An 18,319-nucleotide genomic window follows, 5' to 3' on the forward strand; every position below is an offset into this window, starting at 1 on the left:
AACAAAGAGTCAGCGAGGCTTGCCCGAGCGGCGTGAAAGCAGCCGCTGCAGCAGGCAGAAAACGAACAGGAGCACACCGACGACGATGCGCGTCCACCAGGAGCTGAGCGTGCCGTCGAAGGAGATCAGGGTCTGGATGATTCCGAGCATGAGCACGCCAAACAGCGTGCCGGCCACATAGCCCACCCCGCCCGTGAGCAGCGTGCCGCCAATCACCACGGCGGCAATCGCGTCCAGCTCCATGCCCACGGCATGCAGGCCATAGCCAGAGAGCATGTAGAACGTGAACACCACCCCCGCCAGTGCTGAGCAAAAACCCGACAGCGTGTACACGCCGATCAGCGTGCGGCGCACCGGCAGGCCCATGAGCACGGCCGATTGCTCGCTGCCACCCACCGCATACACGCTGCGGCCAAACGGTGTGCAGTGCGCTACAAACAGGGCCACCAGCAGCACCGCGATGGCAATGAGGGCGCCCAGCGAGAGCGAGGCGCCTTCCCACAAAGGCAGGCGCCACTGGGCCCACTCCGAATAGCCTTCGTGCGTGATGCTGATCGAGTCGATGCTGATCAGGTAGCACAGCCCCCGCGCCAGGAACATGCCTGCGAGCGTCACGATGAAGGGCTGCAGCCGAAAGCGCTCGATGAGGAAGCCCATCAACGCGCCAAACGCCGTGCCCATCAACAGCACCAACGGCACAGCCACCAGCGGGTTCCAGCCCCGGTGCTCCACCAGTGCCGCCAGCACCATGGTGGTCAGCGCCACCACCGAGCCCACCGACAGGTCGATACCGCCCGACAGGATGACGAACGTCATGCCCACCGCCACGATGATGAGGAAGGCGTTGTCGATCAGCAGGTTGAGGAACACCTGGGCCGAGAAGAACCCGGTGTACAGCACCGAACCCAGCGTGGCCATGGCCACGAACAGTGAGATGGTGGCGGCCAGCGGCAGGTACTTTGGGTTGAACCGGACGCGCCCAGCGGCCTGTGGGGCAGGGGGGCTCACGGTGCTGAAGCCTGCGGTCTTGGGGAGGGCGCTCATTGCAGCGCTCCCGCACCGGGGCGGCGTGTCATGGCGCCGACTTGTGCACGAAACTCGGGCGACTGCAGCAGCATCACCACGAACACCACCACCGCCTTCACCACCAGGTTGATCTCGGGTGGAACCCCCAGCGAATAAATGGCGTAGGTCAGCGTCTGGATGATGAGCGCACCGATCACACTGCCCACCAGGCTGAAGCGTCCGCCGGTGAGGGCGGTGCCACCCAGTGTCACGGCCAGAATGGCATCCAGCTCCAGCAGTTGGCCGGCGTTGTTGCCGTCCGCACTCTTCACGTTGGAGCTGATCAGCAGCCCCGCAACGCCTGCGCAGATGCCGCAGAACGCGTACGCCGCCACGATGAGCCGGCCCGCCTGCACGCCCGCCAAGCGAGCCGCCGTGGGGTTGATGCCCACTGCCTGGACGAACAAGCCCAGCGCCGTGCGGGTGATGGCGAGGTACAGGATGGCAAACACCGCTGCCACTACAAACAGCGAGAAGGGCAGCCCCGCCAGATAGCCGCCACCCATAAAGAAGTAGGGCGTGTAGTAGATGGTGATGATTTGCCCGTCGGTGATGAGCTGGGCGATGCCCCGGCCCGCCACCATGAGGATCAGCGTGGCGATGATGGGCTGCATGCCTACCTTGGCCACCAGAACGCCGTTCCACAGGCCACACAACAGGGCCACCCCGATGGCGCACAGGATGGCTACCGGCAGCGGGAACCGGCTTTCGGTGCCCGACACAGAGCCGCCGATCATCCAGGCCGCCACAGCAGCGGAAATGGCCACCACCGCACCCACTGAAATGTCGATGCCGCGCGTGGCGATCACCATCGTCATGCCCAGCGACACCAGCACCAGCGGTGCGGCGCGGTTCAGGATGTCGATGAGGCTGCCGTACAGGTGTCCATCGCGCCATTCGATGTGCAAGAAGCTGGCGTTGAAGGCCGTATTGACAGCCAGCAACAGCAGCAGCGTGATGATGGGCCACGCCAGGCGGTGGCGCAGCAGCGCGGCTAAAAGGGAAGGAGAGGGGGAACGTTCAAGCATGTTCGGCGGCGATGAGTTCGTAAACGGCGTCTTCAGTGCTGCCCGCAGGCAGCTCACCCACCTTGCGGCGGTCGCGAAGCACCACGATGCGATGGGCCACGCGCACCACCTCGCTCATCTCGGACGAGATGAACAGCACGGCCATGCCGGCTTGCGCCAAGTGCAGGATCTGCTCCATGATTTCCTGCTTGGCTGCGACGTCGATGCCGCGCGTGGGCTCGTCCAGGATCAACAGGCGCGGCTCGATGGCCATCCACCGCGCGAGGATGGCTTTTTGCTGGTTGCCGCCCGAGAGCAGGCCGATGGGCTTGTCCACGCTATCGGTCTTGATGCCCAGCAGCTTCACGTAGCGCTCAGCCAACGCCGTCTGCTCGGCGCGCGAGAGAAATTTGCCCACGCCCATGCGGGCCTGCAGCGCAAGTGCAATGTTTTCGCGCACCGACAGCTCGGCCACGATGCCGTCGGTCTTGCGCTCTTCGGGGCACAGCGCGAGGCCGTGGCGGATGGCGTCCATGGGGCTGGCGAACTTCACCACCTGTCCGTCGATGCGCAGCGCGCCCCGGTCGGGCTGCTCCAGGCCAAATAGCAGGCGCGCCAGCTCGGTTCGGCCCGAGCCCAGCAAGCCCGCTAGGCCCACCACTTCGCCCGCGCGGATCTGCAGGTCCAGCGGCTGCAACTGACCGTCCTGCCCCAGGCCCTCGGTTTGCAGCAACGTCGTCTGGCGGGTGTCAAACACGGGCGACACCGCCGACTCGGTCGATGCGGCGGCCAGATCGCGGCCCAGCATGGCGGAGATCAGTGCCTGCGGGCCCAGGTCCTGCGCCCGCCACTCGCCCACCCAGCTGCCATTGCGCAGCACGGTGATGCGGTCAGACACGGCATAGACCTGGTTCAAAAAATGCGTCACAAAAACAATCGCCAGGCCATCGCCGCGCAGGCGACGCAGCACCTCAAAGAGCTTTTGCACCTCGTCGTCGTCCAGGCTGGAGGTGGGCTCGTCCAGGATCAGCACGCGCGCTTCGATGCTGAGCGCCCGGGCAATGGCCACCAGCTGCTGCACGGCCACAGGGAAGTCCGACAGCAGGCGGGTGACGTCGATCTGCAAGCCAATGCGCGCCACCAGATCCCGCGCACGCTGGTGCAGCGTGGCCCAGTCGATGCGAAAGCCCTGCGCGATGCCACAACGTGGATAGCGGCCCGCAAAGATGTTCTCGGCCACCGAGAGGTTGGCGCAGAGGTTGACCTCCTGGTACACAGTGCTGATGCCCAGGCGCTGCGCGGCCAGGGGCGAGTCGGGCCACACGGCTTCCCCTCCCAGCCGCATCTGGCCGCCGCTGGCTTCGAGCACGCCTGTCAGAACCTTAATGAGCGTGGACTTGCCCGCACCGTTCTGCCCCATCAGCGCATGGATCTCGCCAGGGTAGAGGTTGAGCTGCACATCGCGCAGCACAGGAATGCCAGCAAACTGCTTGTGGATGCCCGAGAGCTGCAGCACCGGGGCAGCAGCAGGGGCGTGAGCGGTGGATGCGTCCATGGCAGCCGTCATGCCTTGTTCTTGTTGTAAACATCGACGAGCACGGCGGCCAGCAGCACCACGCCCTTGATGACCTGCTGGTAGTCGATGCCGATGCCCAGGATGGACATGCCGTTGTTCATCACGCCCATCACAAAGGCGCCGATGACCGCGCCCATCACCTTGCCCACGCCGCCCGATGCCGATGCGCCGCCGATGAAGCAGGCTGCAATCACGTCCAGCTCAAAGCCCAAGCCCGCCTTGGGCGTGGCGGTGTTGAGCCGCGCCGCAAATACCAGCCCGGCCAGAGCTGCCAGCACGCCCATGTTGATGAAGGCATACAGCGTGAGGCGTTCGGTCTTGATGCCCGAGAGCTTGGCCGCCTTTTCGTTGCCACCCATGGCGTAGATGCGGCGACCGATGGTAGTGCGGCGGGTGACAAAGTCGAAAAGTACGATGAGCAGCGCCATCACGATGAGCACGTTGGGCAGGCCCTTGTACGAGGCCATGAGGTAGCTGAAATAGACCAGCAGAGCGCCAAATACCACGGTGCGCGCGATGAACAGGCTGGCGGGCTCGGTCTGCACCCCATGCCGCAGGCGGTTGGCGCGTTCGCGCAGGCCACCCAGTGCAAGCGCTGCGGCCACGGCGGCGCCCAGCAGCAGCGAGGTCAGGCGCAGCCCCTCCATGTTGAAAAGGTCGGGAATGAAGCCCGAGCTGAGCATCTGGAACGTGGCGGGGAATGGCCCCACCGACTGGCCCGCCAGCAGTGCCAGTGCCAGGCCCTTGAACACCAGCATGCCCGCCAGCGTGACAATGAACGACGGAATGCGCGAGAAAGCCACGAAGCTGCCCTGCACCGCGCCAATCAGCCCGCCGCACAGCAGGCACACCAACGTGGCGGGCACAAAGTGCCATTGGTATTCCACCATCAGCACAGCGGCCAGCGCACCAATGAAGCCACACACCGAGCCCACCGACAGGTCGATGTGGCCCGCCACGATCACCAGCAGCATGCCCAGCGCCATGATGATGATGTAGCTGTTCTGCAGCACCAGGTTGGTCAGGTTGAGCGGCTGCATCAGCGTGCCGTCGGTCATGTACTGGAAGAAGCCCATGATGGCCACCAGCGTGATCAACATGCCGTATTCGCGCAAGTTGTGCTGCAGATGGTGCAGCAAAGGCTTGTCGTTGCGGGGCGCCGAGGGGGATGCGCTCTCTGCAACGGGGTTGGCGGGGGAGGGGGTGGTCTGGCTCATATCAACTGGCTTTCACAATCGCTCGCATGATCTTTTCCTGGGAGGCTTCGCTTGTGGGCATTTCGGCCACAAAGCGTCCCTCGTTCATCACGTAGATGCGGTCCGTGATTCCGAGCAACTCAGGCATTTCGGAAGAAATCACGATCACACACTTGCCCTCGGCCGCCAGCTGGGCGATGAGGGTGTAGATCTCGTACTTGGCCCCCACATCGATGCCGCGCGTGGGCTCGTCGAGGATGAGCACCTCGGGGTTGGTAAAGAGCCATTTGCTCAGTACCACTTTTTGCTGATTACCGCCCGAGAGCTGGAGGGTTTTCTGGTCCACCCCCGAGCAGCGGATGCGCAGCTTTTCGCGGTAGTTCTGCGCAATCTCATGTTCACGGCCGCTGTCGATCACGCTCGCGAAAGACACCCCCTTGAGGTGTGCGAGGGAGGTGTTGAACTGAATGTCTTCGTTCAGCACCAGTCCATTGCCCTTGCGGTCTTCCGTCACATAGGCCAGGCCATGGCGCACGGCCTTCTCCACAGTGCTCACGTCGATGGGCTGGCCGTGCAGTCGCACCTCGCCGCTGATGCGGCGGCCCCAGGAGCGGCCAAAGATGCTCATGGCCAGCTCGGTGCGGCCTGCGCCCATCAGGCCGGCAATGCCGACAATTTCGCCACGCTTAACATGCAAGTGGATGCCCCTGAGGAACTCACGCTCGCTGTTTTGGGGGGGGTAGGCGTGCCAGTCGCGCACCTCGAAAACGGTCTCTCCGATGTCGGGCTGGCGCCGAGGGTAGCGGTCGTCCATCTCGCGGCCGACCATGGCCTGGATCACGCGGTCCTCGCTCACAGCACTGTTGCGGCAGTCCAGGGTCTCTACGGTGCTGCCATCGCGCAGCACGGTGATGGAGTCGGCCACGCGGGAGATTTCGTTGAGCTTGTGCGAAATCAGGATGCAGGTGATGCCCTGCCCTTTGAGTTCGAGCAGCAGGTCCAGCAGCGCCTGGCTGTCGTTTTCGTTGAGGCTGGCGGTGGGCTCGTCCAGAATCAGCAGGCGCACTTCACGCGACAGGGCCTTGGCGATTTCCACCAGCTGCTGCTTGCCCACGCCCAGCTGCACCACCGGGGTATCGGGAGATTCGCGCAGGCCCACCTTGGCCAGCAATGCTTGGGTCTTGCTATGTGCGGCCATCCAGTCGATGACGCCGCAGCGCGCGGTCTCGTTGCCCAGGAAAATGTTCTCTGCGATGGACAAAAGGGGCACCAGCGCCAGCTCCTGGTGGATGATGATCACGCCCTGGTGCTCGCTGTCACGGATGCCCTGAAAGCGGCGCTCCTGCCCATCCAACACGATGTCTCCGCTGTAACTGCCATGCGGATAGACACCGGAGAGCACCTTCATCAGGGTCGATTTGCCGGCGCCGTTCTCGCCCACGATGGCGTGGATCTCGCCCGCCCGCACGCGCAGGTTCACCTTGTTCAGCGCCACCACTCCAGGAAAAGTTTTGCGGATATCCCGCATTTCAAGAATCATGTTCTGCGCTTGTGCGTGGAGCCGTGGGAGCCTGCAACCTCTGACGGGGCTTCGCAGGACTCCCTCAAGATGGCTGGCATCGGGGCGCGCATGCAGCGCCCCCCCGATGCCGCGCTTGCTACTTGACCTGCGATTCCTTGTAGTAGCCGCTGCCCACCAGCACAGCGTTCCAATTGGATGCGTCCACCGACACGGGCTTGAGCAGGTACGAGGGCACCACTTTCACGCCGTTGTTGTACGTTTTGGTGTCGTTGATCTCGGGCTGCTTGCCCGACAGCGTGGCGTCCACCATGTTGGCGGCCACCTTGGCCAGTTCGCGCGTGTCCTTGAACACGGTGGAGGCCTGTTCACCCTTGAGGATGGACTTGACCGAAGGCAGTTCTGCGTCCTGTCCGCTGACCACGGGGCAGGGCTGTTGCGCCGTGCAATAGCCCACACCCTTCAAAGACGACAGGATGCCGATCGAGAGGCCGTCATAGGGCGACAGCACCGCGTGGACCTTGTCCTTGCTGTAGTAGGCCGAGAGCAGGTTGTCCATGCGCGCCTGGGCCACGGAGCCGTCCCAGCGCAGCGTGCCCACCTTGTTCATGCCGGTCTGCTTGCTGCGCACCACCAGTTTGCCGCTGTCCAGGTACGGCTGCAGCACGCTCATGGCACCGTCATAGAAGAAGAAGGCGTTGTTGTCGTCGGGCGAACCGCCAAACAGCTCGATGTTGAACGGGCCCTTGCCCTGCTTGAGGCCCAGCTTGTCCACGATGGATGTGGCCTGCAGGACGCCGACCTGGAAGTTGTCGAACGTGGCGTAGTAGTCCACGTTCTTCGATCCTTTGATGAGGCGGTCATACGCGACGACCTTCACGCCCTTGTCTGCCGCGCTTTGCAGCACGCGCGACAGGGTGGTGCCGTCGATGGACGCAATCACCAGTACCTTGGCGCCCTTGGTGATCATGTTCTCGATCTGCGCCAGCTGGTTCGGGATGTCGTCGTCGGCGTACTGCAGGTCGGTCTTGTAGCCACGCTCCTTGAGCACCTTGACCATGTTGTCGCCGTCGGCGATCCAGCGCGACGAGGACTTGGTGGGCATCGAGATACCGATGCTGCCCTTGTCTTGCGCCGATGCCAACGATGTGGCGCCGACGGCAGCGATCGCCATGGTGGCCAACACGGCCTTGAAAATTGCACGCTTCATTTGTTGTCGTCTCCTGCTTGTTGGAATACCTGCGCCATTGCAGCGGGCGGGTGGTTTTTGAAACCGTTCGGGCTGAGCTTGTCGAAGCCTTGCGCGGCGCTTCAACAGGCTCAGCGTGAACGGGTGGGTGCGTTCTTGACGCCTGCCGTTCTCAATACTTGCGGTTCGGGAACTCTTTGGCCGCGACCTCCATCGGGAAGATGCCTTCTTCCGTCACGATGCGTTTTTGCACCGCCTTGCCCGCCTTGATGTCTTTGACCGCGGCCATCAGCTGCGCGCCTAGCAGGGGGCTGCACTCCACGCTCACGTTCAGCTTGCCGGCGATCATGGCTTCGAAGGCGCCCTTGACCGCGTCGATGGAGATGATGGTGATGTCCTTGGCGGGCTTGAGGCCTGCTTCCTCGATGGCCTGGATCGCGCCGATGGCCATGTCGTCGTTGTGCGCATACAGCACGTTGATCTTCTTGCCCTCGGCTTTCAGGAAGGCTTCCATCACTTCCTTGCCCTTGGCGCGCGTGAAATCGCCGGTCTGCGAGCGGATGATCTTGAACTTGGGGTCTGCCTTGACGACTTCTTCAAAGCCCTTCTTGCGATCGATGGCGGGGGCCGATCCCACGGTGCCTTGCAGCTCGACGATATTGACCTCGCCCTTCTGGTCTTTCATCTTCTCGATCAGCCAGCGGCCGGCTTTGCGGCCTTCTTCCACAAAGTCCGAGCCCATGAAGGTCACGTACAGCGAGGTGTCCTTGACGTTGACCGAGCGGTCGGTCAGCACCACGGGAATCTTGGCGGCCTTGGCCTCGCGCAGCACGGGTTCCCAGCCGGACTCGACCACGGGTGAGAACGCAATCACATCGACCTTCTGGGCAATGAAGGAGCGGATGGCCTTGATCTGGTTCTCTTGCTTTTGCTGTGCGTCCGAGAACTTCAGTTCAATACCCGCCTCTTTTGCGGCCGACTTGATCGACTCGGTGTTGGCGGTGCGCCATTCGCTTTCGGCCCCCACCTGGCTGAAGCCCAGCACGATGGGCTTTTGTGCCCAGGCAGATGCGGGGAGCAGGCTTGCCAGCGGCGCGCTGGCCATGGCGGATACGAGGGTGCGACGGTTCAGTTTCATGGTTTTGTCTCCTTTGCTGTTATGGATGGAAATTGCAGGCAATCGGAACCTGTTCGAAGGCGTCAGGCCAGCATGTAGCCGGTCTTGACGGTGGTGTAGAACTCGGCGGCATACCGGCCCTGTTCACGCGGTCCATGGCTCGATTCCTTGCGCCCGCCGAAGGGCACATGAAAGTCCACCCCCGCCGTGGGCAGGTTCACCATGGTCATGCCCACGACCGCGTGGCGCTTGAAATGCATGGCGTGCTTGAGCGACGTGGTGCAGATGCCGGCACACAGGCCGTAAGGCGTGTCATTGGCCAGGGCCAGCGCGTGCTCGTAGTCGTCGGCGCGCAGCACGCAGGCCACGGGGCCAAAGATTTCCTCGCGTGCAATGCGGTGCTCGGGGCGGGCCAGGAACAGGGCTGGGCTCATGTAATGGCCAGGCGTCGCGCGCTCGATGCGCTCGCCACCCCAGACATGCTCCGCTCCCTCGCTCTTCGCCATGTCGATGTAGCCCAGGTTCTGCGCCAGCTGGTTGCTGTCCACCACAGGGCCCATTTCTGTGCCGCGCTCCAGCGCGTGGCCCACTTTCAGGTTGACCAGCCGCTGACGCAGTCGGGCCACAAAGGCCTCGTGCACGCTGCCTTCGACGATGAGGCGGCTGGATGCCGTGCAGCGCTGGCCGGTGGAGAAATACGAGCCCTGCAGTGCGCAGTCGATGGCCTGGTCCATGTCGGCGTCGGCCAGCACGATCAGCGGGTTCTTGCCACCCATCTCCAGCTGCACCTTGGCGCGGCGCTGGCTGGTGGCGCGCAGGATGCGTTCGCCGGTGGCCACGGATCCAGTGAAGCTCAGCGCGTTGACCAGCGGGTGGTCTACCAATGTCTGGCCCACCTCGCGGCCGCTGCCCATGACGAGGTTGAAGGCACCGGCCGGCAAGCCGCTGCGGCTGATGATTTCGGCCAGCGCCCAGCCACAGGCAGGCACCAGTTCGGCAGGCTTGAAGACCACGGTGTTGCCGTAGGCCAGGGCCGGTGCGATTTTCCAGGCCGGGATGGCAAACGGGAAGTTCCACGGCGCGATGATGCCCACCACGCCCACGGGCTCGCGGGTCACGTCCACCTGCACGCCCTGGCGCACAGAGGCCATCAGCTCGCCGGGGATGCGCAGGGCCTCGCCTGCAAAAAACTTGAAGATTTGCCCGCTGCGTGCCACTTCGGCCACGGCCTCGGGCAGGGTCTTGCCTTCCTCGCGGGCCAGCAGTGCGCCCAGCTCGTCCTTGCGCGCCAGCAGCTCGCTGCCGATGAGGTCCAGCACATCGGCGCGGCGTTGTGGGGTGCTCTGGCTCCAGGTGGGCAAGGCGTCGGCGGCGGCGCGCACCGCCAGCTCGGTCTCGTTGCGGTCGGCGCGGGCGTACTCGGCCACCACTTCGCGGGTGTCCGACGGGTTGGTGCTGATACCGCTGGTGGTGCCGATTTCCCACCGGCCGTTGATCAGGTGCCGGGGGCTGAGCTGGAGGTCGCCGAGCTTCATGGAGAGAGGCCTTTGTTGCAGTTGCGGCGAAGTCTATGGAAGGTTTTGATATCAATCCAATCGTTTTTTAGACAAAATAGATATCTATCTTTGCATTCTGGAAAACCCCTCCTCGATCACCCTCGCCATGAGCACCTACAACCACTGGTTCATCCGCGCCCGCCTCAAGACGCGCCAGCTTTTGCTGCTGGTGGCGCTGGCAGAAGAAGGCAACATCCACCGCGCTGCCCAGGTGCTCAGCATGACCCAGCCGGCGGCGTCCAAGCTGCTCAAGGACCTGGAGGATGTGCTGGAGGTGCCGCTGTTCGAGCGTCTGCCGCGCGGCATGCGCCCCACCTGGTATGGCGAGACCATGATCCGGCACGCCCGCATGGCCCTGGCCAGCCTGAACCAGGCGCACGACGAGATCGGTGCGCTCAAGACCGGCCATTACGGCCAGGTGGGCATTGGCGCCATCACCTCCCCTGGCCTGAGCCTGCTGCCCGCTGCCGTGGCGCTGGTCAAGCAGGAGCACCCCAGCCTGCGCATCTCGCTCGACATTGAAACCAGCCCTGTGCTGCTGGAGCGGCTGGAGCAGGGCAAGCTCGACATCGTGGTGGGCCGCCTGTATGAGGAGCATGACAAGGGCAACCTGCGCTACGAGCCGCTGACGGAGGAGCTGGTCTGCGCCATCACGCGCCCCGGCCACCCGCTGTCGAGCATGAGCGGGCTGACGCTGCGCGATGTCGTGTCGGCGGGCTGGATCGTGCCGCCTGCGGGCAGCGTGTTGCGGCACCGGTTTGACCTGATGTTCCAGCAGGATGGGCTGGCGCCGCCACTGCACACGGTGGAGACATCAGCCCTGTTGTTCATCACGCGCATGCTGCAGCAGAGCGACATGATTGCGGTGGTGGGGGCAGATGTGGCGCATTACTACGCGGCGCACGGGATTGTGACGGTGCTGCCGCTGGCGATGCCGTGCCACATGGATGCGTTCGGGATCATCACGCGGTCGGACAGATTGCTGTCGCCGGCGGCGAAGGTGATGATGAAGGCGTTGAAGCAGACGAGTCTGGTGCAGTACGGAAGGCGGTTGGAGGTTGGGGATTGATTTTTTTGATGAAATTGGGCTCTGGTGCTTATCCATAAAGCACTAGGCGCTATTATTTTTGTAGTGATTGATTTCCTCCCAACCGTTAGGGCTGAGCTTGTCGAAGCTGTGCGCCTGCCCCCTAACCGTTCGGGCTGAGCCTGTCGAAGCCTGGGCATGCCGCCCACCCGTTCAGGCTGAGCCCGTCGACGCTTGGGCGTGCTGGTTTGAGAAGCATGCTCGTCTTGAGTGCGGAGGCCGGGTTGTCGCCCCGGCGGGCGAGTGACTTTCTTTTGCTTCGCCAAAAGAAAGTCACCAAAGAAAAGGCGACCCCCAGTCTGCGACCCCTGCGCTGCGCTACGGGGCGACCTGCGGCGGGTCGGTTGCGGGGTGCGCCGTGGAACTCGCTGTGCGCTGCGCGCGCCGCTCGGACAACCACGGCGAGTCAGTTCACGAGGCACGCGCGCTCCGACGCGCGTGCTCACCCCGCAACCGCCCCGCCGCAGGCGCAGCCAGCAGGGGTGGGGAGCCCAACAGCCAAACAGCCGGACAGCCAAACAGCCAAACAGCCGGACATCCATTCGGGCCATCGCTTCGCTCGGCCCAGGCTGCGCAGCGCGAAGCGCTTGCGCCCGCGCGTTCGGGGCCGAGCGAAGCAATGGCCCGCGTGGATGTCCGCTCCCCGGGTTCCCTTCAGGATGCGCCGAGGAGCGCAGGGGCCAGCGGATCAGGGCTCGCGATTGTCTGAGCGCAGCGAGTTCGAGCGAGACCCCGCTGGACGCGAGCACCGCAGGTTGCCCCTCGCGCCCGCAAGGGCGTGTGGGGACGCAGCGTGTAGGGTCGCCTTTTCTTTGGTGACTTTCTTTTGGCGAAGCAAAAGAAAGCCACTGCGCCGCCGGGCGCACACCCCGGCCTCCGCCCTCAACCCAAGCACGCCTCTGCAACCAGCACGCAAAGCTTCGACAAGCTCAGCCCGAACGGATGGAGGGGGCGCAAGGCTTAGACAAGCTCAGCCCGAACGGATGGTGCGGGCGCACAGGCTTCAACAAGCTCAGCCCAAAGAGACATTGAAAAACGCTCCAGTACTACAAAAACAATAGCTATTAGTGCTTTCCAGATAAGCACTAACACCGAATCTGAACAAAAAAATCAAACCCACCCCGCATCCACCTTGAACTCCTGCGCCGTGCACATCGCCGCATCATCCGACGCCAAAAACAACACCATCCGCGCAATGTCCTGCGGCCGCAGCTTGTCCGGCAGGCACTGATTGCGCGCCAGTTCCTTCTCGCCCTCGGCGTCCAGCCACAGCTTGATCTGCCGCTCCGTCATCACCCAGCCAGGCGACACCGTGTTGATGCGAATCCGGTCCTGCCCCAGGGTTTTGGCCAGCCCGCGCGTGAGGCCGTTCACCGATGACTTGGCAATGGCATAGCAGGGGTAGCCCGCCCCCTTGCCTTGCCAGCCGGTAGAGCCCAGGTTGATCACCGACCCCCCACCCAGCCTGCGCATGCCCGGCACCACCGACTGGATGGCGAAGAAGGCCGGGCGCTCATTGATGGCCATGCGCTCATCGTAGTAGGCGGGCGTGACGGATTCCAGCGTGTGGCGATCGTCGCTGGCCACGTTGTTCACCAGCACTGAAAAGTCGCCGAGCTCAGCCGCAGCGTCGGCGACGCAGGCCTGCAGGGCCGCGATGTCGCGCACATCGCAGGCCCGCCACCAGGGGCGCTGCATGCCGGCGTCGGCCAGTTGCTGCGCCAGCGCCTCGCTGGCCTCGCGGGCCACGTCCACAAAGGCGACGCGGGCGCCCTGTTTGGCAAATGCCGCCACGATGGCGGCGCCAATGCCGCTGCCACCGCCCGTGACGAACACCGAGCGACCGCTCAGGCTGGGAAATCGCGACAAACCCTGCGACCCGGCCGCAGTGGAGGATGGAGAGAGATCGGTGTCTGAAGAATGTGTCATATCAATATTGCTATCAATCAATGGTAAAAATATTCATTACAGGTATCAATTGGCGTTGATAAGATGCCGCCCGTCAAGTGCCTTGCCACAGGCCTCTGCAAAAAAACCAACGGAGACACGCGTGCACCCTCTGGATACCTCGCTCCAACCGCCTGCGGGCGCCGCCTTTTCAGCCCCTGTGGCGGGTACCGTGCGCTGTGTGCAGGCGCTGGGCTGCGCGTTGGGCGAAGGCCTGCTGTGGTCGGTGCGCGAACGGGCCCTGTATTGGGTGGACATCCTCGCGTGCCACCTGCACCGGTGGAACCCCGCCAGCGGCGCGCTGCAGCGGTGGACCTTTGCCGAAGAAATCTCGGCCCTGGCCGAACGCAGCGAGGGCCCCGGCCTCATCGTGACCCTGCGCCGGGGCTTCGCGCTGTTCGACCCGGCTACGGATGCGGCCCCCCGCTACCTGCACCAGCCCGAGCCCGAGCGCACGGGAAACCGCTTCAACGACGGCAAGTGCGACGCACAGGGCCGCTTCTGGGCGGGCTCCATGGACTTTGCCTGCCAAGCCCCCACCGGCGCGCTCTACCGCTACGACCCCGACGGTCGCTGCACCCGCCACGACGACGGATTTGCGGTGACCAACGGCCCCACCTGGTCTGGCACAGGGCAGCACACGGCCATGTATTTCAACGCCACCAGCGAAGGCAACACCTACCGCTACGACTGCGACCCGGCCATGGGCACCGTGTCGAACAAAACGCTGTGGAAGCACTGGCTGCCCGCTGACGGCCTGCCCGACGGCATGACCACCGACGCTCTGGGCCGCGTGTGGATTGCGCACTGGGGCGGCGGGTGTGTCACTTGCCACGACCCCGTCACCGCCGTCGAACTGGGCCGCGTGAGCTTGCCGGTGAGCCAGGTCACCACCTGTGCCTTTGGCGGCGCCGACCTGCGCACGCTGTTCATCACTTCGGCGCGGGTGGGCCTCACGCCCGAGCAGCTTGCCGCCGAGCCCCTGGCCGGGGCGCTGTTCGCCGTGGACACCGACAGCCTGGGTGTGCCAGCCCATCTTTTTGGCTGCTAAGCCTTCGCGCCGCCCTCACTCCTGCAATTCATTTCAACTTTTCCAGAGAGCACGCCCATGACCGAGGCCTCCCACCCCATCGTCTGGCTGCACCACGCTGACCAGCATCTCGGCCTGGTGCCATCGCTGGGCGGCAGCGTTGCTGCCTGGCAGATCGACGATCCGCAAGACGCCACGGCCCGCATCGACCTGTGGCGGCCGTGGGACGGCAACACGCCCGACCTGTACCAGATGGCCTCCTTTGCCATGGTGCCGTGGTCGAACCGCATCAGCGGTGGCGGGTTTGAGCACGCAGGGCAGTTCCACCCCATGCAGCCCAACCGGGCGGGCGAGCCGTACCCCATTCATGGTGACGGCTGGCTGCAGCCCTGGGTGCTTTCACAACCAGCGCCCGATACGCTGGTGATGACGCTGCGGTCAACGTGCTTTGACGGCAACCCTTACGACTACGAGGCCGTGCAGACCTTTCGGCTGGTGGATGGTGGGCTGGACCAGGACGTGCAGGTGCGCCACCTGGGTGTGCAGCCCTTGCCGTACGGCATCGGGGTGCACCCGTGGTTTCCCCGCACCCCGGCCACGCGCATCACCGCGCCGGTGCAGGCGGTGTGGCTGTGTGGCGACGACCCGCTGCCCACCGAACACACCACACAGTTTCCGCCCGGTTGGGATCTGAACAACGGCGCGTCTGCCCATGGCGACTTGATCGACAACGGCTACACCGGCTGGGGCGGCACCGCACAGATCGACTGGCCAGAACGTGGCCTGAAGCTGACCGCGCACATGCCTGACTTTGACAAGGACGGCGGCGCAGACCAGCACTGCTGCCTGGTCTACCGCCCACCGCAGGGCCCTGCGTTTTGTTTTGAGCCCATCACCCAGCCCATTGATGCGTTCCATCTGCCGGGCCAGCCGGGCCTGCGCGTGCTGGAGCAGGGCGAGGCCTGCACGCTGCGGGTGCAGTGGCGGGTGAGTGCGCTGGGTTGATCCATCCACCGAGCAGGGTGGATGATTTACTACCAAAAATATAGCTATTAGCGCTTATTGGATAAGCGCTAGCGGCTGATTTGACTCAAAATTCTTCTGATTCCTTGAGTCTCCGGGCGCACCACGCACCACGCACTACGCAATAGCTCAATAGCTCAATAGGTCTCCAGGTGCAGGCGACCTTCGCGCTTCAAGGTGGCGCCAACCGTTTCCCAGTCGCCGCCTGCTTCGTTGGCGATGTCGCGCAGCGCCATCACCACGCCTTCTTCCATGCTCTTCAAGCCGCAGACATAGAAGTGGCTGTTGCCGTCGCGCAGCAGCGCAGCCAGGTCGGCGGCGCGCTCGCGCATCAGGTCTTGCACATAGCGCTTGGGCTGGCCTGCCGTGCGCGAGAACGCCAGGTTGATGTCGATGAAGTCCTTGGGCAGGTTTTGCAGCGGGCCAAAGTACGGCAGCTCCTGCTGGGTGCGGGCACCAAAGAACAGCATGAGCTTGCCGCCCTCGAACTTGCCGCTGCTGCGCAGGCGCCGCCGCCATTCGGTCATCGCTCGCATGGGGGCGCTGCCGGTGCCGGTACAGATCATCACGATGTGCGAACGCGGGTGGTTGGGCATCAGGAACGAGCTGCCAAACGGCCCCACCACCTGCACCTCATCGCCCACCTTCAGGTCGCACACGTAGTTGGACGCGATGCCGCGCACGGCATTGCCGTCGTGGTCGGTGGTCACGCGTTTGACCGTCAACGCCAGGTTGTTGTAGCCGGGCCGCTCACCATTGCGCGGGCTGGCGATGGAGTATTGGCGTGCGTGGTGCGCCTTGCCCAGCGCATCGGTGCCGGGTGGGACGATGCCGATGGATTGCCCCTCCAGCACCGGGAACGGCATGCTGCCAAAGTCCAGCACCACGTGGTGGGTCTCGCTCTCAAAGCCTGCTTCGGTGCAGTTGAAGTTGCCGACCACGGTGGCTGTGGTGGGGCTCTTGGGCGGGAACAGGTTGGTGTACGGGTGGGCGGCCGACCACGGCGGCACGGTGGCTCCGAATTTTGCTGAATGGAAGGCCTGTGTGCCTGGCTCTGCCATGGGCTCGGGCACGCTGCTGGGCACCGCCGCTGCATCAGCAGCGGATGCTGACACCCCGTCGGCGGCCCATTGGTCTGGGCTGAGTTCAGGTGGCAGTTCCTCCCATGTCAGCTGTTCCTCAATGGAGTAGGCGCGGACCAGCGGCATCGTGCGCCAGTTGTCGATGGAGCCCGTGGGGCAGGGCGATATGCAGGCCATGCAGCCATTGCATACATCGGCCCGCACGACGTAATTGTTGTCGTCGTGGGTGATGGCATTGACCGGGCAAATGGCTTCGCAGGTGTTGCAGCGAATGCAGATCTCGGGGTCGATCAGATGCTGCTTGAGGATGCCGTTGTCGATCAGCGTGGTGGTGGTCATATTTGTCTTCCAGAAAGAATCGCTCTACCTCTGGGCGATGCTCTTGGGTGCGCGCGGCCTGCGCCAGTGTCACCGCGGAACCGGCTCCGCCGGGCCGCTGGTGGCGTCCCCCTCAGGGGGAAGACGCGCAGCGGCTCAGGGGGAATTAATTAAACCGGACGTACTCGAAATCCACCGGCTGGCGGTTGATGCCCATGACGGGTGGCGAGATCCAGCCGGCAAACTTGCCCGGCTCGACCTCTCGCTTCATCAGCGAGGCGACGAACGCGAAGTCGTCCGAGGTTGGCAGCCATTCGCTCTTCTTGGCCTCCCATTCGACCTCGGTCACGACGCGGCCTTCCGGCGACATCTTGATGCCGGTGAGCGCGCCGATCTGGCGGTTGAAGGCCTTGTGGGGCACCACCAGCCGTGTCGCGATACCGGCCTTTTCCAGCACCTTGTTCCAGCGGGTCACGCCGGCCACCGAGTCCTTGATGAAGTCGTCGCGCAGCACTTCGTTCAGTGCGTTGAGCATCGGCACTTCCTTCTCGACCAGCTGGCCGTCCTTGACCTCCAGCACCTTGTAGCTCTGGCCCTTGAGCTGGTGGTCGTCGTCACGCTTGCCTTCTTCGTAGCGGCCTTTCAGGCCCGAGCTGTAGAAGATGGCGGCGTTGCTGGACTGGTCGGCGCCGAACAGGTCGATGGTCACGCTGTAGTGGAAGTTCAGGTAGCGCTGGATCGTGCCGAGGTCGATGGCACCGGCGGCGCGCACCTTTTGCGCGTCATCGGTCTTGAGCTCGTTCATGACCTGGGCCGTGCGTGCCAGCACGCGCGACACACCCGACTCGCCCACGAACATGTGGTGGGCCTCTTCGGTCAGCATGAACTTGGTCGTGCGGGCCAGCGGGTCGAAGGCGCTCTCGGCCAATGCGGCCAGCTGGAACTTGCCGTCGCGGTCGGTGAAGTAGGTGAACATGAAGAACGCCAGCCAGTCGGGTGTCTTCTCGTTGAACGCGCCCAGGATGCGCGGGTTGTTCTCGTCGCCCGAGGTGCGCTGCAGCAAGGCGTCGGCTTCTTCGCGGCCGTCGCGGCCGAAGTGCTTTTGCAGCAGATAGACCATGGCCCAGAGGTGGCGGCCTTCTTCCACGTTGATCTGGAACAGGTTGCGCAGGTCGTACATGCTGGGCGCTGTGAGGCCCAGGTGGCGCTGCTGCTCTACGGATGCGGGCTCGGTGTCGCCCTGCGTCACGATGATGCGGCGCAGGTTGGCGCGGTGCTCGCCGGGTACGTCCTGCCAGGCCTTCTCGCCCTTGTGGTCGCCAAAATGGATCTTGCGGTCCGCATCGCCCGGGTTCAGAAAGATGCCCCAGCGGTAGTCGCGCATCTTGACGTGGCCGAATTGGGCCCAGCCCTGGGGGTCTACGCTGACAGCGGTGCGCAGGTACACATCGTGGTTGGTCGAGCCCTCGGGGCCCACGTCGTCCCACCAGTTGATGAAGTTGGGCTGCCAGCCTTCGAGCGCACGCTGTAGCGTGCGGTCTTCGCCCAGGTTGACGTTGTTGGGGATCTTCTCGCTGTAGTTGATGCTGCTCATCGCTTGCTCCTTG

14 protein-coding genes are annotated in these 18,319 nt (G+C 64.1%); 3 read left to right on the plus strand and 11 right to left on the minus strand.

The features are described 5' to 3' along the window. Positions 1-9: 9 nt before the first annotated feature. The 8 genes from yjfF to CLU85_RS04450 form a co-directional block, all read right to left on the minus strand. Entirely contained in the window at positions 10-1,044 is a 1,035-nt protein-coding gene (yjfF, locus tag CLU85_RS04415; protein ID WP_100409220.1) for a galactofuranose ABC transporter, permease protein YjfF, read from the minus strand. Continuing rightward, entirely contained in the window at positions 1,041-2,093 is a 1,053-nt protein-coding gene (locus CLU85_RS04420; RefSeq protein WP_100409221.1) for an ABC transporter permease, read from the minus strand. The genes yjfF and CLU85_RS04420 overlap by 4 nt, the downstream gene beginning before the upstream one ends. Continuing rightward, positions 2,086-3,639 carry a sugar ABC transporter ATP-binding protein gene (locus tag CLU85_RS04425; protein WP_232727727.1) on the minus strand — a complete coding sequence of 518 codons (1,554 nt, stop codon included), beginning with the start codon at positions 3,637-3,639 and terminating at the stop codon, positions 2,086-2,088. Before CLU85_RS04425 ends, CLU85_RS04420 begins: the two co-directional genes overlap by 8 nt. Further along, positions 3,636-4,865, minus strand: coding sequence for a multiple monosaccharide ABC transporter permease (mmsB, locus tag CLU85_RS04430; protein ID WP_100409222.1), 1,230 nt, complete (start codon positions 4,863-4,865; stop codon positions 3,636-3,638). Before mmsB ends, CLU85_RS04425 begins: the two co-directional genes overlap by 4 nt. Before the next feature lies 1 nt (position 4,866). After that, entirely contained in the window at positions 4,867-6,384 is a 1,518-nt protein-coding gene (gene mmsA / locus CLU85_RS04435) for a multiple monosaccharide ABC transporter ATP-binding protein (protein WP_100409223.1), read from the minus strand. Positions 6,385-6,502: 118 nt separating this feature from the next. Then, positions 6,503-7,573 carry a multiple monosaccharide ABC transporter substrate-binding protein gene (gene chvE, locus CLU85_RS04440; RefSeq protein WP_100409224.1) on the minus strand — a complete coding sequence of 357 codons (1,071 nt, stop codon included), beginning with the start codon at positions 7,571-7,573 and terminating at the stop codon, positions 6,503-6,505. 151 nt (positions 7,574-7,724) lie between these two features. Continuing rightward, entirely contained in the window at positions 7,725-8,690 is a 966-nt protein-coding gene (locus CLU85_RS04445; RefSeq protein ID WP_100409225.1) for an ABC transporter substrate-binding protein, read from the minus strand. A 62-nt stretch (positions 8,691-8,752) separates the two neighbouring features. Then, positions 8,753-10,204 carry an aldehyde dehydrogenase family protein gene (locus CLU85_RS04450; RefSeq protein ID WP_100409226.1) on the minus strand — a complete coding sequence of 484 codons (1,452 nt, stop codon included), beginning with the start codon at positions 10,202-10,204 and terminating at the stop codon, positions 8,753-8,755. 127 nt (positions 10,205-10,331) lie between these two features. Between CLU85_RS04450 and CLU85_RS04455 the strand changes: the two genes are divergently transcribed. After that, positions 10,332-11,294, plus strand: a complete 963-nt coding sequence (locus tag CLU85_RS04455; RefSeq protein ID WP_100409227.1) for a LysR family transcriptional regulator — start codon at positions 10,332-10,334, stop codon at positions 11,292-11,294. Positions 11,295-12,422: 1,128 nt separating this feature from the next. On the opposite strand, the gene CLU85_RS04465 is transcribed toward CLU85_RS04455, so the two are convergent. Beyond that, the gene (locus CLU85_RS04465; RefSeq protein WP_100409229.1) at positions 12,423-13,241 is read right to left on the minus strand and encodes an SDR family NAD(P)-dependent oxidoreductase; all 819 of its coding nucleotides are present in this window, start codon (positions 13,239-13,241) and stop codon (positions 12,423-12,425) included. A 121-nt stretch (positions 13,242-13,362) separates the two neighbouring features. On the opposite strand from CLU85_RS04465, the gene CLU85_RS04470 reads away from it, so the two are divergent. Beyond that, positions 13,363-14,310, plus strand: a complete 948-nt coding sequence (locus tag CLU85_RS04470) for an SMP-30/gluconolactonase/LRE family protein (RefSeq protein ID WP_100409230.1) — start codon at positions 13,363-13,365, stop codon at positions 14,308-14,310. A gap of 57 nt (positions 14,311-14,367) precedes the next feature. After that, a complete protein-coding gene (locus CLU85_RS04475; protein WP_100409231.1) occupies positions 14,368-15,294 on the plus strand; it encodes an aldose 1-epimerase in 927 nt (308 codons plus the stop codon). A gap of 155 nt (positions 15,295-15,449) precedes the next feature. On the opposite strand, the gene boxA is transcribed toward CLU85_RS04475, so the two are convergent. Continuing rightward, positions 15,450-16,733 carry a benzoyl-CoA 2,3-epoxidase subunit BoxA gene (boxA, locus tag CLU85_RS04480; protein WP_100409232.1) on the minus strand — a complete coding sequence of 428 codons (1,284 nt, stop codon included), beginning with the start codon at positions 16,731-16,733 and terminating at the stop codon, positions 15,450-15,452. Positions 16,734-16,878: 145 nt separating this feature from the next. Next, positions 16,879-18,306, minus strand: coding sequence for a benzoyl-CoA 2,3-epoxidase subunit BoxB (gene boxB / locus CLU85_RS04485; RefSeq protein ID WP_100409233.1), 1,428 nt, complete (start codon positions 18,304-18,306; stop codon positions 16,879-16,881). Between the last annotated feature and the right edge of the window lie 13 nt (positions 18,307-18,319).

The organism is Acidovorax sp. 69, from assembly GCF_002797445.1.
GTDB lineage: Bacteria > Pseudomonadota > Gammaproteobacteria > Burkholderiales > Burkholderiaceae_C > Acidovorax.